The following is a 22,405-nucleotide window of genomic DNA, read 5'->3' on the forward strand; positions in this document are numbered from 1 at the left end:
CCTAATTAATACGTTACGACCTAGCGAAATTGCGCAAGGAACCGCAAGTCGTTGTCGAAGAACAGACGCAAGTCATTCACGCCGTAACGCAGCATGGCCAGACGCTCAACGCCCATGCCGAAGGCAAAGCCCTGGAACTCTTCCGGGTCGATGCCGGACATGCGCAGCACGTTCGGGTGGACCATGCCGCAGCCCAGCACTTCCAGCCAGCCGGTCTGCTTGCACACACGGCAGCCTTTGCCGCTGCACATCACGCACTGGATGTCGACTTCAGCCGATGGCTCGGTGAACGGGAAGAACGATGGACGGAATCGCACCGCCAGCTCTTTTTCGAAGAACACGCGCAGGAACTCTTCGATGGTGCCCTTCAGATCCGCGAAGTTGATGTCGCGGTCGACCAGCAGGCCTTCGATCTGGTGGAACATCGGCGAGTGGGTGATATCCGAATCGCAACGGTATACCCGACCCGGGCAGACGATGCGGATCGGCGGTTGCTGCGTTTCCATGGTCCGCACTTGCACCGGCGAGGTGTGGGTGCGCAACAGCATGTTCGCATTGAAATAGAAGGTGTCATGCATCGCGCGGGCCGGGTGGTGGCCTGGGATGTTAAGCGCCTCGAAATTGTGATGATCGTCTTCGACCTCAGGGCCTTCGGCGATGCCGTAGCCAATGTGGGTGAAGAATTGCTCGATCCGTTCCAGAGTCCGGGTAATCGGGTGCAGACCACCCGAGGTCTGGCCACGGCCCGGCAAGGTGACATCAATGGACTCGGCCGCGAGCTTGGCGGTCAGTTCCGCTTGCTCCAACGACGCTTTACGCGCATTGAGAACCTCTGTGACACGCTCCTTGGCGACGTTGATCAGAGCACCGACGTGCGGACGCTCTTCAGCCGGCAAATTCCCCAGGGTCTTCATCACCTGAGTCAATTCGCCCTTCTTGCCAAGGAAGTGAACCCGGATTTGCTCCAGGGCATTGATGTCTTCAGCGTGTTGCACAGCCTCAAGCGCTTGAGAGACCAGCGCATCCAGGTTTTCCATTTACAGACTCCAGATACGAAATAGGGGAAGAGCTTGAAGGCTCTTCCCCTATTTATGACGTTTAACACCAGACCCGGAAACCGGGCCCGGTGATTGTCGGGGGACTTAGGCCAAAGTGGCTTTAGCTTTCTCGACAATCGCAGCAAACGCCGCTTTTTCGTTCACTGCCAGATCAGCCAGAACCTTACGGTCGATCTCGATGGACGCTTTCTTCAGGCCGGCGATGAAACGGCTGTAGGACAGACCGTTGATACGAGCACCAGCGTTGATACGAGCGATCCACAGAGCGCGGAACTGACGTTTTTTCTGACGACGGTCACGGTAGGCGTATTGGCCTGCCTTGATTACCGCTTGTTTGGCAACACGGAATACGCGTGAACGCGCGCCGTAGTAGCCTTTAGCAAGTTTCAGAATTTTTTTGTGACGCTTACGGGCAATGACGCCACGCTTTACACGAGCCATGAGTTACTTCCTCTATTCTTGACCGAAATTAGCAAAGGCGCAGCATGCGCTTCACTTTTGCCACGTCAGACGGATGCAGCAAGCTGCTACCGCGTAGTTGACGCTTACGCTTGGTCGACATTTTGGTCAGAATGTGGCTCTTGAAAGCGTGCTTGTGCTTGATACCGTTAGCGGTTTTCAAAAACCGCTTAGCAGCACCACTTTTAGTCTTCATCTTTGGCATGTTCGGATACTCCGCATTCAGTTGATAAACATAACCACTAGGCCTGCCGTGCCCTGGAGGTTACTTCTTCTTTTTCGGGGCGATGACCATAATAAGTTGGCGTCCTTCCATCTTAGGATGCTGTTCGACCGAACCGTATTCGAGCAGGTCACCTTCAACCCGCTTCAACAGTTCCATCCCCAGCTCCTGGTGGGCCATCTCACGACCGCGGAATCTTAACGATACCTTGGCCCTGTCCCCATCACTCAGGAAACGTACCAGGTTGCGCAGTTTTACCTGGTAATCCCCTTCCTCCGTCCCTGGACGAAACTTGATTTCTTTAACCTGAACCTGTTTCTGGTTCTTCTTCGCCGCAGCGACCTGCTTCTTCTTCTCGAAGATCGACTTGCCGTAGTCCATGACACGGCAGACCGGAGGTACTGCGTCGGCAGAAATTTCTACCAGATCGAGCTTGGCTTCTTCAGCAATACGAAGCGCTTCATCAATCGAGACGATGCCAATCTGCTCGCCGTCAGCGCCAATTAACCGAACCTCGCGGGCCGAGATATTCTCGTTGATCGGGGCCTTCGGTGCAGCTCGTTTATCTTGTCTCATTTCACGCTTAATAATAATTACTCCGAATCATGGCGACCACGCCGGGAAACCGCTTGTGCGAGGAATTCAGCGAATTGTGCGACCGGCATCGAGCCGAGGTCTTCACCTTCACGTGTCCGCACAGCGACAGTTTGCATTTCGACTTCCCGATCTCCGATAACCAAGAGATAGGGAACCTTGAGCAAAGTATGCTCGCGGATTTTAAAGCCGATCTTTTCATTTCTCAAGTCAGACTTGGCACGAAATCCGCTTTCAGCCAGAGTTTTTTCGACTTCAAGGGCAAAATCTGCCTGTTTATCAGTGATATTGAGGATCACTGCCTGCGTTGGCGCCAGCCAGGCCGGGAATGCACCTTCGTAGTGCTCGATCAAAATTCCGATGAAACGCTCGAAGGATCCGAGAATTGCACGGTGCAACATGACCGGGTGCTTGCGGCTGTTATCTTCCGAGACGTACTCGGCGCCCAAACGGATCGGCAGGTTGAAATCGAGCTGCAGTGTACCGCACTGCCAGACACGACCGAGGCAATCTTTCAGCGAAAATTCGATTTTCGGACCGTAGAATGCCCCTTCGCCCGGCTGCAGATCATACGGCAAACCGGCGCTGTCGAGGGCGGCGGCCAACGCGCTTTCGGCGCGATCCCACAGATCGTCGGAGCCAACGCGCTTTTCCGGACGAGTCGACAGTTTCAGCTCGATGTCCTTGAAGCCGAAGTCAGCGTACACATCCAGGGTCAATTTAATGAACGCTGCCGACTCGGCCTGCATCTGCTCTTCGGTACAGAAGATGTGGGCATCGTCCTGGGTGAAGGCACGTACGCGCATGATCCCGTGCAGCGCACCGGACGGCTCGTTACGGTGGCAGGCACCGAATTCGGCCAGACGCATCGGCAACTCGCGGTAGCTCTTCAGGCCTTGGTTGAACACCTGCACGTGGCACGGGCAGTTCATCGGCTTGATCGCATAGTCGCGGCTTTCAGACTGAGTGGTGAACATGTTCTCGGCGTAGTTAGCCCAGTGACCAGACTTTTCCCACAGGGAACGATCGACCACTTGTGGAGTTTTGATCTCCAGATAACCGTTCTCGCGCTGAATTTTGCGCATGTATTGCTCGAGCGCCTGGTACAACGTCCAGCCGTTCGGGTGCCAGAACACCATGCCCGGAGCTTCTTCCTGGGTATGGAACAGCCCCAGACGCTTGCCCAGCTTGCGGTGATCGCGCTTTTCAGCTTCTTCGATGCGCTGGATGTAGCCAGCCAGCTGCTTCTTGTCAGCCCAGGCCGTGCCGTAGACACGCTGCAACTGTTCGTTTTTCGCATCGCCACGCCAGTAGGCGCCTGACAGCTTGGTCAGCTTGAACGACTTGAGGAAACGAGTGTTCGGCACGTGCGGACCGCGGCACATGTCGACGTATTCTTCGTGGTAGTACAGGCCCATGGTCTGTTGCTCGGGCATGTCTTCGACCAGACGCAGCTTGTAGTCTTCCTGGCGCGCAGTGAACACTTCGATCACTTCGGCACGCGGGGTGACTTTCTTGATGACGTCGTAATCTTTTTCGATCAGCTGCTGCATGCGCTGCTCGATCGCCAGCAAATCATCCGGCGTGAACGGACGCTCGTAGGCGATATCGTAATAGAAGCCATCGTCAATCACCGGCCCGATGACCATTTTTGCGGTCGGGTACAGTTGCTTGACCGCGTGGCCGACCAGGTGAGCGCAGGAGTGACGGATGATCTCCAGCCCCTCTTGATCCTTGGACGTAATGATCTGCAGCGTTGCATCGCCTTCGATCAGATCGCTGGCGTCGACCAGCTGGCCATTGACCTTGCCGGCCACGGTGGCCTTGGCCAGACCTGCGCCAATGGATAGCGCGACATCGGCTACGGAAACTGCCTGATCGAATGAACGTTGACTGCCGTCGGGAAGAGTAATGGTGGGCATGGCGCCTCCTCTCCTAGTGGTGACCCCTACCAAAGGTCACGTGGGTTGGGATGAGCCAGTACAAGATCCGGGGGTGTTCCTGCCTCACAGTGGCAGATGCTCGAAAGCTAACCCTTTAAACCGAACCTAAGTGACTGGAGTAAAACAAACTCTACAAGCACGAATGACGGAGAATCGCTCGGTCACCCACTTATTCAGCCGCGCATCCTATCACAGATGTTCGAGAACAAAGCCCAGACTTGTGTCAAATCGACGGCGGCAGGCGAAATCAGCTTCTACAGTGAACTTGCACGATCCAGCGCCGCTCAGATGAAGAGTGAACGTTGTGACCCCGCACTCATCACAAGGAGTACTCAAGCATGCGTTTTAATCGCTTACTCACGCTCGCAGCCTCTCTGGCACTGCTGTTGCCGTTGGGTGCACAGGCCGAGTCGGTCGCCTGGCCAGGAGCCGGCAGGGCTCAGTTCGTCAATGATTGCGTCAACGCAGCCTCTAATCCGAGCAATTCGAACAAACTCACCCGACCCGAGGCGCAGAGTCACTGCACCTGCGGAGCCGACACCGTCGAGAAAACGCTGACCAGTGCCGAATTGAAAGTAATCGATGCCGACAGCGATGCGGGCCGTGCGGCCCGAGCCAAGCTGTTGCCAGCCATCGACCGAGCCTGCCCGAGGAAATGACCCCGAAAACAGGTGGAAAATTCGAATTACCACGTGGTTTTCTGGTTTTTTCCCACAAAATTATGAGCAAAAGTGGATTTTTTTAACGGCAGCGAAAACCACCTGAAAGCCTTGTAGATCGGGGCTCTCAGACGAATGGAAAGCGATGGATGGTGTATTGCTTTTGTAAACTGTGCTGCGAAAGCGCTCTACATCCAAACATTTCGACTATGATAGCCCGGTGTGCCCAGTTGGCCTGAGCAGCACAGTACTACTGAAAAAATTATGTTCTTGGAGATACACCATGTCTAATCGCCAAACCGGCACCGTAAAATGGTTCAACGATGAAAAAGGCTTCGGCTTTATCACCCCACAGGGTGGCGGTGACGACCTGTTCGTACACTTCAAAGCTATCGAAAGCGACGGTTTCAAAAGCCTGAAAGAAGGCCAAACTGTTTCGTTCGTGGCTGAGAAAGGCCAGAAGGGCATGCAAGCTGCTCAGGTTCGTCCGGAGTAAATCTCCCCGAACTTAAAAAACCCCGTCCACGTGACGGGGTTTTTTATGGGCGAGAAAAAACCGGCGACGGCTTAACCGCAGTTGATCCGGGTGATGACGCTGTTGTCATCCGCGTTCAGGTTCAGCCGGTCCGAGCGGTATTCGAGGGTGACCATGTCATTGGGCTTGAGCAAACGCACATTTCGCGCGCCAGCCTTGATTCGGGCTTGCTCCACCAACTCTGGCGAGGCCTTCTGGCCCATGGCGAATCCTGCCGCCGCCGCATTGCAACCACTCCCCCCGCCTCGGCGGTTGGCGTCGCCGAACTGGCGGAAGGTTTGTCGGTACTGCAACCCGCCACCAGCGTGACCGCAACCAGCAGACCTGATGCCGCGAAATTCCAACGCATATACAACCTCCTTCAAGAAATAAGACGTTAGCCAGCCACCTCGGCAGTGATCGGCCCCAACGGCGGGAGTCTGCCCCAGCACGGCAAACTGTGCGCTGGCAAATCGTGTCAAAACGTTTTCAGTAGAACCCTTCATCTCAGCGTAGCCCGGTACGCACGGACCGTGGCGCTGCGAACCGCTTCACAGCTAGAGCGCATCGCTATAAGTATGAGTGCCAAATGATGGCCAAAATGGTTTACTTGCCAGCGCTGACGACCCCGCTCGATGACGGTCACGTCGGCGCATCAGCTTTTATTCGGAAAAGACGAGACATAAATGGCAACCGTATCCATCGATGCTGACATCAAGGCCAAGTGGTCTCAGGGACAATGCTCTTACAGCCCGGGTAGCCCGGAAGAGCTGGCGATCATAGGGATAGACCTGCTGCTCAAAGAGCTCGGCACAGCAGGCGCAACAGCATTCATCCAACAGGTGCTCGAGAAATACCCGTCAGATTATCAGGGCGTTCATTTCGGCAAGTGACACTCATTTGACCGGCGTAAAACCGCATTAACCAGTCATATGAATAGAACCTACTTCAGTCGGCCCAGCCGCTCGGTCAACAGATCGAAAAAGCCCTGGGCATCGCCGTCGCCGATCCACAGGGCATTTTTCTCCTCCTTGAGCGCGTCGTACCAATCCACCACGGACTGGCCAAAGGTCAGGCCTTCGCGGCTGTCGATGGCGACGTTGACCCGCCGGCCGCTGAACAATTCGGGTTGCAGCAGGTAGGCGACTACGCTGGCGTCATGCACCGGGCCGCCCGGCAATCCGTATTGGACCATGTCCGCCTTGATGTAGGCGTTGAGAATGTCCCCCACCAACTGGCCCGCTCGATTATTCAAGGCTCCGATTTGCCTGAGTCGCGACTCGCTGGTGAGCAGTTTGTGGGTCACGTCCAGCGGCAGGTAGGTCAGCGGGACGCCACTGGCGAGCACCACCTGCGCTGCATGCGGGTCGGCGAACAGATTGAACTCGGCCACCGGGGTGATATTGCCGCCATTGAAATGCGCACCGCCCATGATCACCACTTCGTTGATGCCACGGCTGATGTCCGGTGCCTGAGTCAGTGCCAGCGCCAGGTTGGTCTGTGGCCCGAGCAAGGCCAGGGTGATGCTGTGCGGGGCGGCGTTGCGCAGGGTCGCGATCAGGTAATCCACCGCATTGCCGTGGGCCAGAGCTTGTCTGGGTTCATGCACGGTGACGCCTGGCAGGCCTTCTTCGCCATGAATATCTTCGGCATAGATGGGCGAGCGCACCAAGGGTTTCGCCGCCCCGGCGTAAACCGGCACCTCCTCGCGCCCTGCCCACTCCAGCGCCAACCGGGCATTGCGCGAGGTCTTGTCCAGACGCACGTTGCCCGCCACGGTGGTGATGGCGAGCACATTCAGCTCTTCAGGCGACGCCAGGGCCAACAACAGGGCGACGACGTCGTCGGCACCCGGGTCGGTGTCGATGATCAGATCACGACGTTCCATGCATCCCCTCCGTAGCCACTGCTTGACCGCTTAAAACGTCACACCGGCAACCAACGCGATATTGGTGTACGGCTGGCACTCACCGGTGCGCACGATGGCACGCGCCTTGCGGCTGAGGTTTTTCAGCTCCTCATGACTGACCTGACGCTGCGCCCCCATCGCCCCTTCCAGATGCAGGCCCTCGACAATGCGCAGCGCTGGCGGTTGTTTCACCAGCATCTCCTCGGCCAGCACATGACTCTCGACCTGCATTTCAGTCAGGACCGCGCGCAACACGCTGACGAAATCCGGCGTGCCCTGGGTCAGCGCCAGATCGATCAGCTCGACACCCGGGGGAACCGGCATGCCGGCGTCGACGATCATCAGGATGTCGCCGTGGCCTAGCGAGGCAATGACCCGCGACAAGGCGATATTGAGCAGAGGTGTTTTTTTCATGACGGACGAAAACCTTGGACATCGCTAAGACGTGGAATGGATGGCTGGGCACCGGCGCGGGTAACCGACAGCGCGGCGGCAATCTGGCCAAAGGCAATCGCCTCAGCTTCGCTCTTGCCCTGTGCCAATGCGGCGGCGAAACCACCGACGAAGGTGTCGCCCGCAGCCGTGGTATCAACCGGCTGAACCTTCGGCGCCGGGAAGTGGGTGATGCGCTGGCCGTCGGCAAACAGCGAGCCCAATGCGCCCAGGGTGATGATGACTTTGGCCGCACCCGCCTTCAGCAGTTGGCTTGCCGCTGCTTCGGCGGAGGCCAGCGAATCCACGGTGATCCCGGTCAGGGCCGCCGCTTCGCTTTCGTTGGGAATCAGGTAATCGAGCATCGAGAACCAGCTCGCCGGCAACGGGCCGCTGGCCGGTGCCGGGTTGAGGATGACGATCTTGCCCAGCTCGCGTGCGCGTTGCAGGGCGTGCTCGACGGTATCCATCGGCACTTCCAGCTGGCAGATGATCACATCGGCCTCGGCCAGCTTGCTGTCGAAGCGTGCAACCACCTCGGGGGTCAGACGACCATTACCACCGGCAACGATGACGATCGCGTTCTGGCTGCTGGCATCGACCACGATCAGGGCCACGCCACTGGAAATCCCGGGCACCGCCGTTACCGCATCACAATCGATTTGCTCAACCAATAACGCGGCACGCAGTTGCTCGCCATACGCGTCGTCGCCCACACACCCCACCATCGACACTTGGGCGCCCAGGCGAGCGGCGGCCACCGCCTGATTGGCGCCCTTACCGCCCGGCACTGTGATGAATGACTCACCGGCCAGGGTTTCCCCGGCGCGCGGCAGGCGCTCGGCACGGGTCACCAGGTCCATATTCAAACTGCCAATTACCACTACTTTCGCTTGCATACTTCAGCACTCTTTAATTCGGTTCAGCGAAACTCGTTGAAGACGGTGGTCGGTGGCGCGGTGGATTCGCGCAGGACAATCTTCGGCGCGACGATCCGTTGCTCGACCGCAGTGGTAGTCGGTGCCGCAATGCGCCGCAGTAACACCTCGGCGGCCATCTCGCCCAGCTGCAGGATCGACTGGCCAACGGTGGTCAGCGCCGGGTACACGTAACGGCTCATCTGGATGTCATCGAAACCGATCACCGACAGGTCGGCGGGCACGCGAATATTGCGTTCGGCGGCGGCGCGCAACACGCCGATGCCGATCATGTCGTTGCCAGCGAAGATCGCCGTCGGCGGGTTGTGGTCCAGCAAGCCGACCGCCGCCTGATAACCGCCCGGGCTGGTGAAATCGCTTTCGACCACCCAGTGCTCCGGCATGGCCAACTGCGCTTCTTGCATGGCCCGGCGATAACCGGCCAGGCGCATTTGCGTGACACTGGTCGACGCCGGCCCGCAGATGCAAGCGATGTGTTGATGCCCCTGACCAATCAAATGACACGTGGCCAGGTACGCACCTTCTTCGTGATCGATACGCACCAGATCTGCGGTAACGCCGTCCAGATCACGGTCGACTACCACCATCGGCGTGCGCACATTGGCCAGCCCGCCGGCCTCGGCATCACCGCCCACGGAGGAGACGATCAGCCCGTCGACGCGTTTCTCCAACAACACCCGCAAGTAGCTGCGCTGCTTGTCGGGGTTGTCGTCGGAGTTGCACAGGATTACGCAAAAGCCATTGCGCTCGCAGTAGTCCTCGATGCCCCGCGCCAGCTCGGCGAAATACGGGTTGATCCCGTTGGGGATCAACAGGCCTATGGTCAGCGTCGACTTGGCTTTCAATGAGCGGGCCACGGCGCTGGGCACGTAGTCGAGAGCGACGATGGCCGCCTCGACCTTCAACCGCACCTCATCACTGACCGGACGGGTTTTGTTCAAGACATGGGATACCGTTGTGTAGGAAATCCCCGCCATTGCGGCTACATCCTTGATCGTAGACATATCAGGCCTGCCGACGTGCGCGGTTGCTGCGGTAAGTATCAAGCACCACGGCGACGACGATGACGGCGCCGGTGATGATGCGCTTGGTGGGTTCGTTGGCGCCGATCTGCGCCAGGCCAGCAGCCAGCACCGAGATGATCAGCACACCGAAGAAGGTGCTGACCACCGAGCCGCGGCCACCCATCAGGCTGGTACCGCCGATGACCACCGCGGCAATCACTTGCAGTTCCAGGCCCGAGCCAGCGTTCGGATCAGCCGCTTCCAGACGGGAAATCTGGAACAGCGAAGCGACGCCCGCCAGCAGGCCCATCAACGAAAACACCAGGATCTTGTAGGGCTTTGGATTGATACCGGCCAGACGCACGGCTTCTTCGTTGGTACCAATGCCGATCAGGTAGCGGCCAAACACCGTGCGGGTCAGCACTGCCTGGGCGACGACGATGATCAGCAGGGCAATGATGAACGAGGGCGAGATGCCGAACGCCACCGGGTTCGACAACCATGCATAAGCGTCACCGATGTAGGCGGTGCGCGAACCGGTCATTTGATACGCCAGGCCGCGCGCCATCTCCAGCACACCGAGGGAGACGATGAACGATGGAATGCGCCAGGCCACGGTAATCGAGCCGGTCACCGTGCCCGCAATGGCCGCACAGAACATGCCGAGCAGCGCCGCCGGGATGATGTCCCAGCCCCAACTAAGGGTCGCGACACTGACGGTCGATGCCGCCAAAGCCAGCACTGAACCCACCGACAGGTCGATACCGCCAATGATCAGGACGAAGGTCATGCCGACCGCCAGCACCATCAAGTCCGGAATCTGGTTGGCCAAGGTGCTGAAGGTTTCGTATGACAGGAAGTGATCGTTGAGCAAGGAAAACAGCACAATCATTGCCAGCAACGCCCCCGCCAGCCCCAGGTAAGTGCCCAGGCCATAGTAATTAGCGCTGCGCTTGCCCGGCGAAGCCACGGATTTTTCGCTGTTGCTCGTGGTAGTGGAGGTTTTCATGAGTCGTTCCTGGGCGCTGCTTCATTCAGCAGCGCATCACGTTTTTGGTAGCCGGCGAAAGCGGCGGCAAGCAATTCATCCTGGGTCCAGGTGTCGCGCTCGAAAGTGTCGATCAAGCGCCCGGCGGACAACACACCGATCCGGTCGCAGATCAACATCAGTTCACGCAGATCGCTGGAGACCACCACCAGCGCCCTGCCCTGACGCGTCAACTCGCCGAGCAACGCGTAGATATCGAATTTGGCCCCGACGTCGATGCCTCGGGTCGGCTCATCGAACAGCATCACGCTGCAATCGCGCTCCAGCCAACGGCCGATCACGACTTTCTGCTGGTTACCGCCCGACAGTTCGGAGACCAACTGCGTGGTGCTCGAACTGCGAATGCGCATGGCTTCGACCTGGCGCTGAGCCAGCTGTGTTTCATCGCGACCATTGACCACACCGCCACTGGAAATGGCTGACATGTTGCCCAGCGCAATATTGGCGCTGATCGATTGGGTCAACAGCAGGCCTTCGCCCTTGCGGTCTTCGGTAATCAGCGCAATGCCGTGCTTGACCGCATCGACGGGTGAACGAATGCTCGCTGCACGCAGCGGCTTGCCTACCTCGACGCTGCCGCTGTCGGCGAGGTCGGCGCCGTAGATCAGGCGCAGCAATTCGGTACGACCCGCGCCGATCAATCCGGAAATACCGAAGATCTCGCCCGCCCGTACTTCAAACGACACATCGCGGACTTTGTCCGAGCGCCCCAGGCCTTTGACTGACAAGGCAACCTCGCCGATCTGACGCGGGCCGAGGTCGATTTTCTCGCCCAGCTCACGGCCAACCATCAAGGTGACCAACTGCTCACTGTTGTAGTTTGCCATCGGCTCGACACAGACCAACTGCCCGTCACGCAGCACGGCAATGCGCTGGGCGACCCGTGCCAGTTCTTCCAGGCGATGGGAGATATAGATAATCGACACGCCCCGGGACTGCAGGCGGGTGATTTGCTCAAACAGCATCTCGACTTCACGGGAGGTCAACATCGCCGTGGGTTCATCGAGGATCAGCACATGGCAGTCGCCAATCAGGTTACGCGCAATCTCCACCATCTGCTGGTGGCCAATCCCCAGTTCACTGACCAGGGTGTCTGGGTCGATGGCATCCAGACCAACCTGGGCCATGGCCTTGATCGCGTCGCTGCGCAGTTGTTTGCGATTGATGAAACCGGCACGACTGGGCAGGTTGTCGAGGAACAGGTTTTCCGCCACCGACAGTGTCGGCAGCAGGTTGAGCTCCTGCATCACCATGCGCACACCAAGCTGCTCGGCCTGGGCTCTGCTGGCGGGTGCGTAGGCCTGGCCCTGGTACTGCATGTGCCCGGTGGTGGGAGTCACCAGGCCGCCAATAATTTTTGACAGCGTGCTTTTACCGGCACCGTTCTCCCCCGTCAGGGCCAAGACTTCGCCGCGCATCAGCGTCAGGTCGATGTTGCCGAGAACCGGTTGAGCGTAGGTTTTGCCGATGCCGCTGACAGATAGAACAGCCGCCTGAGCAGACGCTGACATAGAAATCTCCAGGCGCCCGCCGCTGAGGACGGGCGCTGTTAAGCGGGAATACTTACTGCTTGGTGACCAATTCGACCGGCGTCTGGATCACACCATTGACTGCGCCGGTGTCTTCACCTTTGACCATCTTCAACGCGGCTTCGATGCCAAATACCGCTTGTTTGGCGGCGTACTGGTCAGCGGTAGCCAACACACGGCCATCCTTGAGCATTGGCTTGATCGCGTTGATGTTGTCGTAGCCCACCACCTGGACTTTACCGGCCTTGCCTGCGGCACGAACGGCCGACACTGCGCCCACGGCCATGCTGTCGTTACCGGCCAGCAGCGCCTTGATGTTCGGGTATTGAGTCAGCATCGCAGCGGCAACCTTGTTGCCTTTGTCGATTTCCCAATCACCGGACTGTGTGGAAACGATTTTCATGCCCGCCGCATCCATTGCATCCTTGAAGCCGGCGCTGCGTTGCTGGGCGTTGGTCGTGGTGGAAACACCTTCAATCACACCCACCTCGTCACCCGCTTTCAGTTGCTTGGCCAGGTAGTCGCCTACCAGCTTCGCGCCTTTGCGGTTGTCCGGGCCCACGAAGGGTACTTCGATGCCTTTGGTTTTCAGCACGCCAGCGTCGAGCTGGTTATCGATGTTGACCACCTTGATCCCGGCTTTCATGGCTTTATCGATCACCGCCACCATGGCTTTGGAGTCAGCCGGTGCGATGACCAATGCGTCAACCTTTTGCACGATCATCTGGTTGACGATGGCAATCTGGGCGGCAGTATCCGTCTCATCCTTGATGCCATTGGAGATCAGGTCGAAATCAGCGGAATGCGCTTTCTGATAATCCTTGGCGCCGTCTTCCATGGTCAGGAAGAATTCGTTGGCCAGGGATTTCATGACCAAGGCGACTTTGGGTTTATCAGCAGCGTGGGCAGCAGACAGCGGGAGGACCGCGGAAGCGGCAGAAAGCATGGCGACAGCGAGAAGACGAGCAGCGAATGGCAGCTTCATGAGTTCACTCCGATCTTATGATTATTTTCGGCAACGCGTGCGGGAGGCGCAAACGTTTGCGTGAGTGAACTATGCGAATGCCAGCGACATTTGTCAACTGGCACGTGCGCCCATCATACGAGGGAAATCGCGCGACGAGCAGCTGTCGCAAAGCAATAAGTTTGGCGAAGGTTCGGATCAGCGCAACAGTGCCATCGGATTTAGAGCCTTCAAACAGACAGTTGCGAAAAATCTTACGGTGAAATACTGTATGCACGTACAGCTAATCAAGGACTTCATCGTGGCAAATCCATCAGCAGCTTCTTCAGTTCCTGGCTCCTACGAACGACTCGGCGTACGGGTTCAGAAAATCATCAATTCCCCCACGGCGCAAAAAGCCAGAACCGCACTGCTGTTACGCCAGGTCGACGAACTGGACGATGACTGGGCGCAACTGCTCGAAGAAATCGCCGAAAACGATAACGTCACCCTCGCCTACCGCGACGACGGTGGCGTGCAGATTTTCTGGACCGTGCCGAAGGAAGATTGACGGCATGCTTGTCCGAATAATGACCCTGTTACTGTTGAGCGTGGCGCTGAACGCGTATGCCGATGCGCCACGCACCTTCAGCGAAGCCAAGAAAGTCGCCTGGGGCCTGTACGCACCGCAATCCACCGAGTTTTATTGCGGCTGCAAATACAACGGCAACCGTGTCGACCTCGCGGGCTGTGGCTATGTGCCGCGTAAAAACGCCAACCGCGCCCAGCGGATCGAGTGGGAACACATTGTTCCGGCCTGGCAGATTGGCCATTCGCGTCAATGCTGGCAGAACGGTGGGCGCAAGAACTGCACGAAGAACGACCCGACCTACCAGCGAGCCGAAGCCGACCTGCACAACCTGGTGCCGAGCATTGGTGAGGTCAACGGCGACCGTAATAACTTCAGCTTCGGCTGGCTGCCGGTGCAACACGGGCAATACGGTGCCTGCCAGACCCAGGTCGACTTCAAGGCCAGGAAGGTCATGCCACGCCCGTCGATTCGCGGAATGATTGCCCGCACCTATTTCTACATGAGCAAGCAATACGGCCTGCCCTTGTCGAAACAGGATCGGCAGCTCTATGAAGCCTGGAACAAGACCTACCCGGTGGAGTCCTGGGAGCGCCAACGCAATCAGCGAGTAGCCTGCGTCATGGGCCGGGGCAACGACTTTGTCGGTGCGGTGAACCTGAAAGCCTGTTCCTGACCGCGTACGCGCAAAAAAGCCCGCCACTGTCGCCAGTCGCGGGCTTTTTAGTGGGCGTCGGACAACGCCTTATTGGATGTCAGACGCCGCTTCTTCGGCCTGAATGCGCCGTGCCCGCTGAACCATCAGTTCAGCGGCGTAATCAGCCGCCAGCCTGGCGGCCTCAGCCGGCTCGACAGGCCCGCGAGTGATCAGGCCGGTCAGCGCGGAAGCGGCAAACATATCCCAAATGTCTTGTTCATCATCAAGCAATGACATGCGTACTTCCTCGTATGAATTGAAATGGCACTGTAGCACCCGTACGTCATGGTTGACCGTGGAACCGCTTGGCAGGTTCCACCCGCTTGGTTCGTCGAAGGCAAAATGCCACTCATCGGAGAGCAGTTCTAACGGGCTTAAATCGATGCAATTCTTTTGCCGGTCGCAAGTCGTAGTCAGGACGTCGGGAAAAGACGTCCATCACGCAAGGGCAGCTGCGCCGTCGCCGCTTGAAGTGAGTTGTGTGTCTGCATCGACACCCAATCGGGTCGTTGCAAGCAAACAGTCGCAATTTCTATAAGGACGTAGCAACGTCCTGGGAGCGGAGGCGCACTGATGAATGAGCTGAAAGGGTTTGAGATTTACTACCGCTTCAACGGAGAGATTCGGCACTTTTTCCATCAAGCGCTGCACCTGTGCGACAGCGAAGCCATGCACATCGCCACGCTGCACGCTGGCGTAGGCAGCATCAGCGAAAACATAGCGACTGTTCCGGTTCGGCTGGCGATGCAAAACGCTGAAGGTTTTGGCATCACCGACGTTCGCTGGAAAAAAGCGCATTAGCCAGTGTTCACCCTGGGCGATGCGATCCTGATCATCCTTGAGCCGGTCAGGATGGCATCGCTTCAGGGCGAACGGATGGCAGACTACCGAGCCTGCCGAATTTTCGCACGCCAGCAATGATGACCGAATTTTTCAGGCTGGGCGCTGGCAAGCCTGGGTACGGCAACCGATCAGATCGGCGGGTATTCCCCGGTGCCCTCTGGCCATGGCGTCAGCAATTCAAAACCCGTGGCCGTCACCGCCACCATGTGCTCCCACTGTGCGGAAAGCGATTGATCGCGGGTCAGCACTGTCCAGCCATCGGCCAACACCTTGGTCCCTGGTTTGCCGACATTAATCATCGGCTCAATGGTGAACACCATGCCTTCCTTGAGCTTCATGCCCTGACCTTTAGTGCCGTAGTGCAACACCTGCGGTTCTTCATGGTAATTGCGGCCGATACCATGCCCGCAGTAGTCGCGCACGACGCTGAAGCCCTCGCGATGGGCGACCGTCTGAATGGCGTGGCCAATGTCACCCAGCGTCGCACCGGGTCGAACCGCATGAATGCCGGCAACGGTCGCTTCGTAAGTGGCGTCAACCAGACGCTTGGCCACCGGGCTGACATCGCCAACCAGGTACATCCGGCTGGTATCGCCGAACCAGCCATCCTTGATCACCGCGACGTCGATATTGACGATGTCGCCGTCCTTGAGCACGTCGGTCGCTGACGGGATCCCGTGACACACCACGTTGTTCGGTGAGGTGCAGGTGGTTTTGGTGAAGCCGTGGTAACCGACGTTTGCCGGAATGACCTTTAGCGTGTTGACGATATAGTCGTTACACAGGTCATCCAGCGCTTCGGTGCTGATGCCAGCCTTGACATACGGGGTAATCATGGCCAGCACACCCGCAGCCAGGCGGCCGGCAATCCGCAGGTGAACCAAATCCGCTTCTGTCTTGATACTGATACCCGCACTCATCCAGCGTCTCCTGCGCTTCGCCCGGCAGGGGCGAACGATGAGTCGACGTTACACACTTCAAGGGAGGGACAGCAACACGGATTGTGTGACCGAAGGGTTAAACGGCAATGCATTCCGACAACGACAACGCCAATTGGCTGAGCGCATCCTGGTCCATCACCGTCAGGCTACGGTAATGCACAATGACCGATCTTTCGGCATCGCTGAGACTTTCCAGGCGCAAGGGGGTCCGCTGTCCGGAAAGCAGGTACAGCACATCAACCCCTTTACCGCTCAGCGCCGCCAGGTAATCCGAACGCGGGGTGCGCTCGCCGCTTTCGTATTTGCCCTGCGCGTTCGCCTCCACGCCACCAATGGCGGCGAAATCATGCTGAGAAAGCCCTAAGGTTTTCCGCTCCTCCTTCAACCGTGCGCCAAGATGATCCATGTGGGCTTACCTGCAAGGGACATTACTTACAACATACGCTTGATTTCCGGCGCTCGTTGGATAATCAACGACCGCCGCTAGACTGTTTGGCGTGCGTACGTGAGGCCCGCCGAGAAGTGACTGCAAAAAATCTTCTGCCCCGCTATACGGGTCCTCGCTGTGGTTCGGCCTACTGGGAACGGGGCGATAGTGTGTTTCGTCAGTTGAATAGTAAAGATCAAGATCTCGACACACCGCCCGTAGCAGTCCGGCTTATCGGCGATGGCGATCTTACAGACGCCGACGCCGGCAAGCCGGACTGCTACGGAGTGATTTATTTATGAAAAAAGCCGAGGCACAAGGCCTCGGCTTTTTCACCTCAATGACGGGTTACGCCATTGCCGGTTGTTCTGCACGCAGGAACGGGTAGTCGGTGTAGCCGACGTCGGTGCCGCCAAAGAAGCTGGGACGGTCGTAGTCATTCAACGGTTGCTGGCTGCGCAGACGCTCTGGCAGGTCCGGGTTGGCAATGAAGTCGCGACCGAAGGCCACGAGGTCGGCGTCACCGGCCTTGATGATCGCTTCCGCCGAGTCCCCCTTGAAGCCGCCAGCAGCGATGATGACGCCCTTGTAGTGTTTGCGGATCAGTTGCGCCGCCACCGGGTTCTGGTCCTTGGTGTCGTCGTCGACGTTACCCAGCACGCGAGGTTCGATCAGGTGCAAGTAGGCCAGGTTCAACGGCGCCAGTTGTTGCGCGACGTAGGTGAACAGCGCTTCCGGGTTGCTGTCACCCATATCACCCCAGGTGCCGCTCGGACCGACGCGGACGGCCACACGCTCGCTGCCCCAGACGCTAATCACTGCGCGGGTCACTTCCAGCAGGAAACGGGTGCGGTTTTCGAAAGAACCGCCGTAGATGTCGCTGCGCTTGTTGCTGTTGTCCTGCAGAAACTGGTCAAACAGGTAGCCGTTGGCCGCATGGATTTCCACACCGTCGAAGCCCGCTGCTATGCCACGCTGGGCAGCGCTACGGAAACTTTCGACCAGGTCGGCGATTTCACTGATTTCCAGTGCACGGTTCGGCGTGTTTTCAACCCAACCGGTGGTGGTGTAAGCGACGCCACCGTGCGGGACGGCCGATGGACCGACCGGCTGTGCGCCATTGGGTTGTACATCGGAGTGGGATTGGCGACCGGCGTGGTACAGCTGCAAGAAGATGCGACCGCCCTTTGCGTGAACGGCATCGGTCACTTTTTTCCAGCCGGCGATCTGGTTGTCATCGTACAGTCCAGGGGCACCCAGATAGCCGTTACCGTTGGGGGCAGCGATGGTGGCTTCGCCGATCAGGAAGCCGCCTTCGGACGTACGCTGGCTGTAATATTCAGCCATCAGTTGACCTGGGATTGCGCCTTCTTCAGCACGCATCCGGGTCAACGGTGCGAGCACAACGCGGTGCGAAAACTGGTAAGGACCAACGTTTACTGCGGACATGAGCTTGGACATGATTAAAGCCTCGTAAGTAATATTCAAAGTGGTAATGCGTAAAGGATTCAAAAGGGGTCGGCGGGTTGCGAGCTGCGTCTCAACGGCCTAGGTGGCTAGTAGAATCGATTCGAAATGAAAGAAAAACGGGGCAGGACGCCGGACACTTCGGACAATTTTTCGTTAATCCGCCGACGCGCAAGGCAGATGCTTCTGACAAGGCTGAGCCTTGGAGCATAGGAAGTCAGGGAGGGGAACACGCGGCCTTACATGAATGAAACCAGCTTCTGCCGATCCAGCTCCATGCCGGTACAATCCTTATAGGTCACCTTGATGCGTGCCTCGGCCACATCCATCTGGCTCACCGCATAGTCGACAAAGCTGTGCAGGTGATCGGACAGCGAGTGGTCGTCGTTGCACATGTCCATCAGCACCGTGCGAGCATGTTTGACGGTGGCCAAGGCCAGGTAGGTGGCTTTCACCGACTCGAAGAAGTCTTTATCGAGCACGGCCAGATCAATCACCGCGCGATCGAAAATCGAGAAATGAAAAGGCCACAACGGCGCACTTTGCTTGCCGTTCATGCGCTCCACCACGATGTAACTTGAACCACTGAAGGTCTTTTCCAGCAACACCTTGTCGAACCGGTCCTGCAGCGCGGCCAGCACTTCGCGCATTGAACGGATCGACCAGGCGTTCTTCAGCAGTTCTTCGGCCACCAACACTTTATAGGCGGCGATCTTGCGCAGCTTTTCATTGCGGCGCTTGCCGAATTCGATCAGCTCTTTGGCGATGAAAATGCAAATCGCGATGGTCGCCGTTAGCGGAAACAGCGACGTCATCGTGTTCATGACATCAGGCATGCGCAGAACTCCTGCCTACCTGAAACAGGGGATTTCAGGAGCCGATCAGGCCACTGTCAGGGCAGCCAATCAGCGGTGCCTCTTCAAAGCCGGCCTTCTGTCGCTGCATCGCCAGCCAGGCCCGGGCCTTGGCGATATCAAATGACTGCCCCTTGGGTTTCATATCCGCGAACAGGCCACCACTGACCCGGTAATGGCCACAATCCGGACACTGCAACTCGACCCAATCACCCATGGTTTTAATGCGCTGCGCTTCGGCGTTACAAATCAAGCAGTTCATACCCCAGCCCTTCGTTGGTGACTTCTAAACTGTAGTCTGCAATTACTTGAGGGGAGGACGGAAATTCACCGTTCTACCTCGCCCGGCGCCGGCACTCCAGGTGCGAGCACCTCCAGTGTGCTCAGGTTCACCAGAGTGAAATGCCCGGTGCCGTCCGAACGCCAGCCACCGGTATCGATGTGGAAAACATTACCCAGCTGCGCCGGGCTGCGCAATGGGCTGTGGCCGACAATCAGGGCGCGCAAGTCCGCAATCCCGCTGCTGTCTTTCGTCTGTAGCCGCTCACGCGACCATTGGCAGGTTTCCTCCAGTGCTTCCAGGCCCGGCAAGTGCCCGCGCAGGGTTTCGCGCAGGTGTTCCCAGCCGGGGGCCGGGCAGTCCGCGTGCACCAGGCCGACCAGCCCGCCAGCGGTATCGACTTCCATGGCGATGGGCATCCGGGCAAACCGCGCGGCAAAGCGCTGCTGTTCGTTAGGCCCCAATTTCAGGAACCAGCTGCCGCCGCTGGCCTTGTACATCTGATAGTCGAGGTTCTGGTGTTGCACATGCTGGATCGCCAACGCCTCGTGATTGCCCTGCACCGCAAAAAACCACGGACGAGACAACCAATCCAGCGAGCGCCGGCTTTCCGGGCCGCGATCGACCAGATCGCCGACACTGAACAGGCGATCGACCTTTCGATCGAAGTCAACCTCTTCCAGTGTGGCGCGCAGTCGGGTGAAATGGCCGTGAATGTCACCAACGGCAAAATCACGACCTGTCGTGTTTCGCTCGAAATGCTGGAACTTGCTCACGTGCTTGCCCTCATTCGCCCATCGACTCCATCGTGGCACAGACGAGGTCACAGGTGCTGCCATCGTTGGTCTGGTCGCTGCCATTCATCTAAATGAGTGACATCATCCCTGCTATCAGACCACTTATCGCCACATCGTTCCTTTCCGATCCTGCGACATTGTTTTCACAAGCCCTTCACGAAATAAGGCGCAGATTGAGCTCAACCAAAGGATTGGTACCCCATCAACAAAAAGCCCGCCGCGTGTGGGCTTTTTGCTGTCTGAGACACTCATTTTTCACTCGGACACGTGCAGTTGAGGCGATCGCCACATCAGCCCTGTGCCCGACCCACCGTCGGCGGATCGGGCGTAGGTTTTGATCAATCGCGATGCAACAAGGCGACGTTGTAGTCGTAACTGGAGATACGCGGGACCGGATCGGTTCTGCGAGACATTTCAAGCCACTGCCGTGTGCGCTCGACGTCGAAGGACTCTTTTTTGACGGTCATTTTTGCCATCAGCTTCGCGGAAACTCTGAAGTGCCCGCACCCCGCCAAACAGTTAACCTCTGAACAGTCTCCATGCGCCTGAACAGCCTTAGTCTCAGACTTGCAGATTAAGCAGGTCATTATCAAACCTCCATGTGAATGAATATTCAACTGTAGCTGATCCCCGAGCCAAGGTTAAAAAAGAGACGTGCCCAGGCCACCCCGTCGGACTTAGTTGTCAAAGCCGATAACTATTTCCCCTTAGTCATTCAAGGGAACAGGCAGCTCGTTGAGCGTTTTCCATAGATCGGACCAGGGATATTGAATGCCTGCGGGCGCGAGACGGCACTGGCCATGGGCAAATGGCTGATCGGCATCGCGCGCCGGTTGCGCGGCCATGCACTCGGTGCACAGAAGGTGATTACCCAATAGCGTCCAGCGAGCAGTCCAGTCAATCAGTTTTTCGGCGGGGGTCATGTGGAAAATCCTTTTCCATGGGAAATGAAACATCTCGAAGCTAAGTTTCCAAGCGGCAGAAACATACTGCAATAAGTTGAACTTGTCAGCTTTCCTTAGTCATGAGACTTATGGTTTTTTTACTTGGGGTAACACAATGACCACTACGCAAATTGTCCTACTATTTATTTTTGGCGCCGCCGTTATTGCCTGGGGCGCACATCGCGACCTGAAAAACTATAAAAAGGAAAAGGCGGAGAACCCACTGAGCAAAGATCCTAGTGCGTGAGGACTGACCTGCACGACTCACCGCACTAGTTCCCGGGTGCCTCCCGCTTGCGCGTGGGGCGATTGCACTGGCGGAACACATTTAGTGCAATGATCGGCCCAGAGAACACCCTTGGCGTAAAAACCCTTTATAATCTGCGGCTTTTATCGTCCGATGCGAGAATCGCCGTGAGCCTGCCGTCCTGTCCTAAATGCAATTCCGAATTCACCTACGAAGATGGCACCCAACTGGTCTGCCCGGAGTGCGCCCACGAATGGTCTGCCAGCGGTCCGGATGCAAGCGCCAGCGACACCAAAGTGATCAAGGACGCGGTGGGCAATGTCTTGCAGGACGGCGACACCGTCAGCGTGATCAAGGACCTGAAAGTTAAAGGCTCATCACTGGTGGTGAAGGTCGGAACCAAGGTCAAAGGCATTCGCCTGGTCGACGGCGACCATGACATTGATTGCAAAATCGATGGCATCGGCGCAATGAAGCTGAAGTCGGAATTCGTCAAGAAAGTCTGATCGGCGTGATCGGGCCTGGCTGTTTCTGACAGAGAGAAACGGCCAGACCACAACAGTTACGCCACTGCCCGCGAGCGAGCTATTCACCGTGCGCACTGAGAAAGCCGGGCCTTCGCGTGCAACTTTCCATCGTGTGGTACGTCATCGGGTCGGTGGCACCGAGCAGCTTTCTACCGTCCTTCAGCTCGGCCCAGAACGTCACCTCGACGGTGTCCTTCGCCAGTACCAATCCCGCCACCGCGCCCACCGGCCCCAGGAACATGGCCCCGGCGAGGCTGAGACCCAACGCACTTTCCGGATGTTTACGCGCCGTTTCGGACGCGACCTGCATCGTTCGAATCTCGGACACTGGAATCGTCAGCCCCGGCCACGGGTACAACGCTGTTTCGATGGTAATGACACCTGATTCGTAATGCCCTTCACCTTGAAGAAAATCACCCGCCAAAACATTGATCTTAGCCATGTGCAGTCCTCCCTGTGTTGATCACCGGGAACAGTTCACGCCCTCATTAACGGCGCGTCAACCGATCGGCGACGAACCGTTGGCGGTAAGGATTCAG

Annotated in this window: 29 protein-coding genes and 2 pseudogenes; 8 read left to right on the top strand and 23 right to left on the bottom strand. The window is 57.7% G+C overall.

The window, feature by feature from the left end; all coding sequences use genetic code 11:
* Positions 1–20 precede the first annotated feature (20 nt).
* The 5 genes from pheS to thrS all read right to left on the bottom strand — a co-directional run bounded on the left by pheS (position 21) and on the right by thrS (position 4,256).
* Complete coding sequence (gene pheS / locus ACF0H7_RS20445) at positions 21–1,037, bottom strand: phenylalanine--tRNA ligase subunit alpha (RefSeq protein ID WP_397448686.1); 1,017 nt, start codon at positions 1,035–1,037, stop codon at positions 21–23.
* Positions 1,038–1,142: 105 nt separating this feature from the next.
* A complete protein-coding gene (rplT, locus tag ACF0H7_RS20450; protein WP_007905879.1) occupies positions 1,143–1,499 on the bottom strand; it encodes a 50S ribosomal protein L20 in 357 nt (118 codons plus the stop codon).
* 28 nt (positions 1,500–1,527) lie between these two features.
* A complete protein-coding gene (rpmI, locus tag ACF0H7_RS20455; protein ID WP_003442181.1) occupies positions 1,528–1,722 on the bottom strand; it encodes a 50S ribosomal protein L35 in 195 nt (64 codons plus the stop codon).
* A 60-nt stretch (positions 1,723–1,782) separates the two neighbouring features.
* Positions 1,783–2,334: a translation initiation factor IF-3 gene (gene infC, locus ACF0H7_RS20460; protein ID WP_296251578.1), complete on the bottom strand. Its 552-nt coding sequence runs from the start codon at positions 2,332–2,334 to the stop codon at positions 1,783–1,785.
* Positions 2,334–4,256: a threonine--tRNA ligase gene (thrS, locus tag ACF0H7_RS20465; RefSeq protein ID WP_397448687.1), complete on the bottom strand. Its 1,923-nt coding sequence runs from the start codon at positions 4,254–4,256 to the stop codon at positions 2,334–2,336. Before thrS ends, infC begins: the two co-directional genes overlap by 1 nt.
* A gap of 359 nt (positions 4,257–4,615) precedes the next feature.
* On the opposite strand from thrS, the gene ACF0H7_RS20470 reads away from it, so the two are divergent.
* A complete protein-coding gene (locus ACF0H7_RS20470) occupies positions 4,616–4,936 on the top strand; it encodes a hypothetical protein (protein WP_397448688.1) in 321 nt (106 codons plus the stop codon).
* 283 nt (positions 4,937–5,219) lie between these two features.
* Complete coding sequence (locus tag ACF0H7_RS20475) at positions 5,220–5,432, top strand: cold-shock protein (RefSeq protein WP_003179963.1); 213 nt, start codon at positions 5,220–5,222, stop codon at positions 5,430–5,432.
* A 71-nt stretch (positions 5,433–5,503) separates the two neighbouring features.
* Here ACF0H7_RS20475 and ACF0H7_RS20480 read toward each other — a convergent pair.
* Positions 5,504–5,820: pseudogene (locus ACF0H7_RS20480) on the bottom strand (I78 family peptidase inhibitor).
* A gap of 316 nt (positions 5,821–6,136) precedes the next feature.
* On the opposite strand from ACF0H7_RS20480, the gene ACF0H7_RS20485 reads away from it, so the two are divergent.
* Complete coding sequence (locus ACF0H7_RS20485; protein ID WP_397448689.1) at positions 6,137–6,343, top strand: hypothetical protein; 207 nt, start codon at positions 6,137–6,139, stop codon at positions 6,341–6,343.
* A 50-nt stretch (positions 6,344–6,393) separates the two neighbouring features.
* On the opposite strand, the pseudogene ACF0H7_RS20490 reads toward ACF0H7_RS20485, so the two are convergent.
* From ACF0H7_RS20490 to ACF0H7_RS20520, 7 genes and pseudogenes are all read right to left on the bottom strand, one after another.
* Positions 6,394–7,335: pseudogene (locus ACF0H7_RS20490) on the bottom strand (nucleoside hydrolase); the annotation flags it as partial.
* A gap of 33 nt (positions 7,336–7,368) precedes the next feature.
* Complete coding sequence (gene rbsD / locus ACF0H7_RS20495; protein ID WP_397448690.1) at positions 7,369–7,773, bottom strand: D-ribose pyranase; 405 nt, start codon at positions 7,771–7,773, stop codon at positions 7,369–7,371.
* Complete coding sequence (rbsK, locus tag ACF0H7_RS20500; protein WP_397448691.1) at positions 7,770–8,690, bottom strand: ribokinase; 921 nt, start codon at positions 8,688–8,690, stop codon at positions 7,770–7,772. The genes rbsD and rbsK overlap by 4 nt, the downstream gene beginning before the upstream one ends.
* 23 nt (positions 8,691–8,713) lie before the next feature.
* Positions 8,714–9,733, bottom strand: coding sequence for a LacI family DNA-binding transcriptional regulator (locus ACF0H7_RS20505; protein WP_397448692.1), 1,020 nt, complete (start codon positions 9,731–9,733; stop codon positions 8,714–8,716).
* Position 9,734: 1 nt separating this feature from the next.
* Positions 9,735–10,742, bottom strand: a complete 1,008-nt coding sequence (locus ACF0H7_RS20510; protein ID WP_397448693.1) for an ABC transporter permease — start codon at positions 10,740–10,742, stop codon at positions 9,735–9,737.
* The gene (locus tag ACF0H7_RS20515; RefSeq protein ID WP_397448694.1) at positions 10,739–12,292 is read right to left on the bottom strand and encodes a sugar ABC transporter ATP-binding protein; all 1,554 of its coding nucleotides are present in this window, start codon (positions 12,290–12,292) and stop codon (positions 10,739–10,741) included. The genes ACF0H7_RS20510 and ACF0H7_RS20515 overlap by 4 nt, the downstream gene beginning before the upstream one ends.
* A 52-nt stretch (positions 12,293–12,344) precedes the next feature.
* The gene (locus ACF0H7_RS20520) at positions 12,345–13,295 is read right to left on the bottom strand and encodes a sugar ABC transporter substrate-binding protein (RefSeq protein ID WP_397448695.1); all 951 of its coding nucleotides are present in this window, start codon (positions 13,293–13,295) and stop codon (positions 12,345–12,347) included.
* Between the two features lie 250 nt (positions 13,296–13,545).
* Here ACF0H7_RS20520 and ACF0H7_RS20525 point away from each other — a divergent pair, with 250 nt between their 5' ends.
* Together ACF0H7_RS20525 and ACF0H7_RS20530 are read left to right on the top strand one after the other, a co-directional pair.
* Positions 13,546–13,824, top strand: coding sequence for a DUF1654 domain-containing protein (locus ACF0H7_RS20525; RefSeq protein ID WP_397453964.1), 279 nt, complete (start codon positions 13,546–13,548; stop codon positions 13,822–13,824).
* A 4-nt stretch (positions 13,825–13,828) separates the two neighbouring features.
* Complete coding sequence (locus ACF0H7_RS20530; protein ID WP_397448696.1) at positions 13,829–14,518, top strand: endonuclease; 690 nt, start codon at positions 13,829–13,831, stop codon at positions 14,516–14,518.
* 69 nt (positions 14,519–14,587) lie between these two features.
* Here ACF0H7_RS20530 and ACF0H7_RS20535 read toward each other — a convergent pair whose 3' ends face one another.
* A complete protein-coding gene (locus ACF0H7_RS20535) occupies positions 14,588–14,776 on the bottom strand; it encodes a hypothetical protein (protein ID WP_397448697.1) in 189 nt (62 codons plus the stop codon).
* 336 nt (positions 14,777–15,112) lie between these two features.
* Between ACF0H7_RS20535 and ACF0H7_RS20540 the strand changes: the two genes are divergently transcribed.
* On the top strand, positions 15,113–15,340 hold the full coding sequence (locus ACF0H7_RS20540; protein WP_397448698.1) for a DUF6555 family protein: 228 nt from the start codon (positions 15,113–15,115) through the stop codon (positions 15,338–15,340).
* 170 nt (positions 15,341–15,510) lie between these two features.
* Here the strand turns inward: ACF0H7_RS20540 and map are convergent, their stop codons facing one another.
* From map to ACF0H7_RS20580, 8 genes are all read right to left on the bottom strand, one after another.
* Positions 15,511–16,302 carry a type I methionyl aminopeptidase gene (gene map / locus ACF0H7_RS20545; protein WP_397448699.1) on the bottom strand — a complete coding sequence of 264 codons (792 nt, stop codon included), beginning with the start codon at positions 16,300–16,302 and terminating at the stop codon, positions 15,511–15,513.
* Positions 16,303–16,399: 97 nt separating this feature from the next.
* Entirely contained in the window at positions 16,400–16,729 is a 330-nt protein-coding gene (locus tag ACF0H7_RS20550) for a helix-turn-helix domain-containing protein (protein WP_397448700.1), read from the bottom strand.
* A 369-nt stretch (positions 16,730–17,098) separates the two neighbouring features.
* Positions 17,099–18,211 carry an alkene reductase gene (locus ACF0H7_RS20555; protein WP_397448701.1) on the bottom strand — a complete coding sequence of 371 codons (1,113 nt, stop codon included), beginning with the start codon at positions 18,209–18,211 and terminating at the stop codon, positions 17,099–17,101.
* Between the two features lie 245 nt (positions 18,212–18,456).
* Positions 18,457–19,053, bottom strand: a complete 597-nt coding sequence (locus ACF0H7_RS20560) for a hypothetical protein (RefSeq protein ID WP_397448702.1) — start codon at positions 19,051–19,053, stop codon at positions 18,457–18,459.
* 34 nt (positions 19,054–19,087) lie between these two features.
* Positions 19,088–19,333: a hypothetical protein gene (locus ACF0H7_RS20565; RefSeq protein WP_397448703.1), complete on the bottom strand. Its 246-nt coding sequence runs from the start codon at positions 19,331–19,333 to the stop codon at positions 19,088–19,090.
* 65 nt (positions 19,334–19,398) lie between these two features.
* Positions 19,399–20,127, bottom strand: coding sequence for a metallophosphoesterase (locus ACF0H7_RS20570; RefSeq protein ID WP_397448704.1), 729 nt, complete (start codon positions 20,125–20,127; stop codon positions 19,399–19,401).
* A 359-nt stretch (positions 20,128–20,486) separates the two neighbouring features.
* The gene (locus ACF0H7_RS20575) at positions 20,487–20,615 is read right to left on the bottom strand and encodes a hypothetical protein (protein WP_397448705.1); all 129 of its coding nucleotides are present in this window, start codon (positions 20,613–20,615) and stop codon (positions 20,487–20,489) included.
* A gap of 240 nt (positions 20,616–20,855) precedes the next feature.
* Positions 20,856–21,071: a hypothetical protein gene (locus tag ACF0H7_RS20580; protein ID WP_397448706.1), complete on the bottom strand. Its 216-nt coding sequence runs from the start codon at positions 21,069–21,071 to the stop codon at positions 20,856–20,858.
* Between the two features lie 136 nt (positions 21,072–21,207).
* Here ACF0H7_RS20580 and ACF0H7_RS20585 point away from each other — a divergent pair, with 136 nt between their 5' ends.
* Both ACF0H7_RS20585 and ACF0H7_RS20590 read left to right on the top strand, forming a co-directional pair.
* The gene (locus tag ACF0H7_RS20585) at positions 21,208–21,339 is read left to right on the top strand and encodes a hypothetical protein (protein WP_397448707.1); all 132 of its coding nucleotides are present in this window, start codon (positions 21,208–21,210) and stop codon (positions 21,337–21,339) included.
* A gap of 167 nt (positions 21,340–21,506) precedes the next feature.
* Positions 21,507–21,845: a zinc ribbon domain-containing protein YjdM gene (locus ACF0H7_RS20590; RefSeq protein WP_397448708.1), complete on the top strand. Its 339-nt coding sequence runs from the start codon at positions 21,507–21,509 to the stop codon at positions 21,843–21,845.
* A gap of 79 nt (positions 21,846–21,924) precedes the next feature.
* Here the strand turns inward: ACF0H7_RS20590 and ACF0H7_RS20595 are convergent, their stop codons facing one another.
* Positions 21,925–22,308 carry a hypothetical protein gene (locus ACF0H7_RS20595; RefSeq protein ID WP_397448709.1) on the bottom strand — a complete coding sequence of 128 codons (384 nt, stop codon included), beginning with the start codon at positions 22,306–22,308 and terminating at the stop codon, positions 21,925–21,927.
* Positions 22,309–22,405 lie beyond the last annotated feature (97 nt).

The organism is Pseudomonas sp. NA-150 (assembly GCF_044336365.1).
GTDB lineage: Bacteria > Pseudomonadota > Gammaproteobacteria > Pseudomonadales > Pseudomonadaceae > Aquipseudomonas.

What these genes read in the sequence shown, in the direction of transcription:
- pheS (WP_397448686.1), bottom strand. Translation starts at nt 1,037, where the DNA reads ATGGAAAACCTGGATGCGCTGGTCTCTCAAGCGCTTGAGGCTGTGCAA.
- rplT (WP_007905879.1), bottom strand. Translation starts at nt 1,499, where the DNA reads ATGGCTCGTGTAAAGCGTGGCGTCATTGCCCGTAAGCGTCACAAAAAA.
- rpmI (WP_003442181.1), bottom strand. Translation starts at nt 1,722, where the DNA reads ATGCCAAAGATGAAGACTAAAAGTGGTGCTGCTAAGCGGTTTTTGAAA.
- thrS (WP_397448687.1), bottom strand. Translation starts at nt 4,256, where the DNA reads ATGCCCACCATTACTCTTCCCGACGGCAGTCAACGTTCATTCGATCAG.
- ACF0H7_RS20470 (WP_397448688.1), top strand. Translation starts at nt 4,616, where the DNA reads ATGCGTTTTAATCGCTTACTCACGCTCGCAGCCTCTCTGGCACTGCTG.
- ACF0H7_RS20475 (WP_003179963.1), top strand. Translation starts at nt 5,220, where the DNA reads ATGTCTAATCGCCAAACCGGCACCGTAAAATGGTTCAACGATGAAAAA.
- ACF0H7_RS20485 (WP_397448689.1), top strand. Translation starts at nt 6,137, where the DNA reads ATGGCAACCGTATCCATCGATGCTGACATCAAGGCCAAGTGGTCTCAG.
- rbsD (WP_397448690.1), bottom strand. Translation starts at nt 7,773, where the DNA reads ATGAAAAAAACACCTCTGCTCAATATCGCCTTGTCGCGGGTCATTGCC.
- rbsK (WP_397448691.1), bottom strand. Translation starts at nt 8,690, where the DNA reads ATGCAAGCGAAAGTAGTGGTAATTGGCAGTTTGAATATGGACCTGGTG.
- ACF0H7_RS20505 (WP_397448692.1), bottom strand. Translation starts at nt 9,733, where the DNA reads ATGTCTACGATCAAGGATGTAGCCGCAATGGCGGGGATTTCCTACACA.
- ACF0H7_RS20510 (WP_397448693.1), bottom strand. Translation starts at nt 10,742, where the DNA reads ATGAAAACCTCCACTACCACGAGCAACAGCGAAAAATCCGTGGCTTCG.
- ACF0H7_RS20515 (WP_397448694.1), bottom strand. Translation starts at nt 12,292, where the DNA reads ATGTCAGCGTCTGCTCAGGCGGCTGTTCTATCTGTCAGCGGCATCGGC.
- ACF0H7_RS20520 (WP_397448695.1), bottom strand. Translation starts at nt 13,295, where the DNA reads ATGAAGCTGCCATTCGCTGCTCGTCTTCTCGCTGTCGCCATGCTTTCT.
- ACF0H7_RS20525 (WP_397453964.1), top strand. Translation starts at nt 13,546, where the DNA reads ATGCACGTACAGCTAATCAAGGACTTCATCGTGGCAAATCCATCAGCA.
- ACF0H7_RS20530 (WP_397448696.1), top strand. Translation starts at nt 13,829, where the DNA reads ATGCTTGTCCGAATAATGACCCTGTTACTGTTGAGCGTGGCGCTGAAC.
- ACF0H7_RS20535 (WP_397448697.1), bottom strand. Translation starts at nt 14,776, where the DNA reads ATGTCATTGCTTGATGATGAACAAGACATTTGGGATATGTTTGCCGCT.
- ACF0H7_RS20540 (WP_397448698.1), top strand. Translation starts at nt 15,113, where the DNA reads ATGAATGAGCTGAAAGGGTTTGAGATTTACTACCGCTTCAACGGAGAG.
- map (WP_397448699.1), bottom strand. Translation starts at nt 16,302, where the DNA reads ATGAGTGCGGGTATCAGTATCAAGACAGAAGCGGATTTGGTTCACCTG.
- ACF0H7_RS20550 (WP_397448700.1), bottom strand. Translation starts at nt 16,729, where the DNA reads ATGGATCATCTTGGCGCACGGTTGAAGGAGGAGCGGAAAACCTTAGGG.
- ACF0H7_RS20555 (WP_397448701.1), bottom strand. Translation starts at nt 18,211, where the DNA reads ATGTCCAAGCTCATGTCCGCAGTAAACGTTGGTCCTTACCAGTTTTCG.
- ACF0H7_RS20560 (WP_397448702.1), bottom strand. Translation starts at nt 19,053, where the DNA reads ATGCCTGATGTCATGAACACGATGACGTCGCTGTTTCCGCTAACGGCG.
- ACF0H7_RS20565 (WP_397448703.1), bottom strand. Translation starts at nt 19,333, where the DNA reads ATGAACTGCTTGATTTGTAACGCCGAAGCGCAGCGCATTAAAACCATG.
- ACF0H7_RS20575 (WP_397448705.1), bottom strand. Translation starts at nt 20,615, where the DNA reads ATGACCGTCAAAAAAGAGTCCTTCGACGTCGAGCGCACACGGCAGTGG.
- ACF0H7_RS20580 (WP_397448706.1), bottom strand. Translation starts at nt 21,071, where the DNA reads ATGACCCCCGCCGAAAAACTGATTGACTGGACTGCTCGCTGGACGCTA.
- ACF0H7_RS20585 (WP_397448707.1), top strand. Translation starts at nt 21,208, where the DNA reads ATGACCACTACGCAAATTGTCCTACTATTTATTTTTGGCGCCGCCGTT.
- ACF0H7_RS20595 (WP_397448709.1), bottom strand. Translation starts at nt 22,308, where the DNA reads ATGGCTAAGATCAATGTTTTGGCGGGTGATTTTCTTCAAGGTGAAGGG.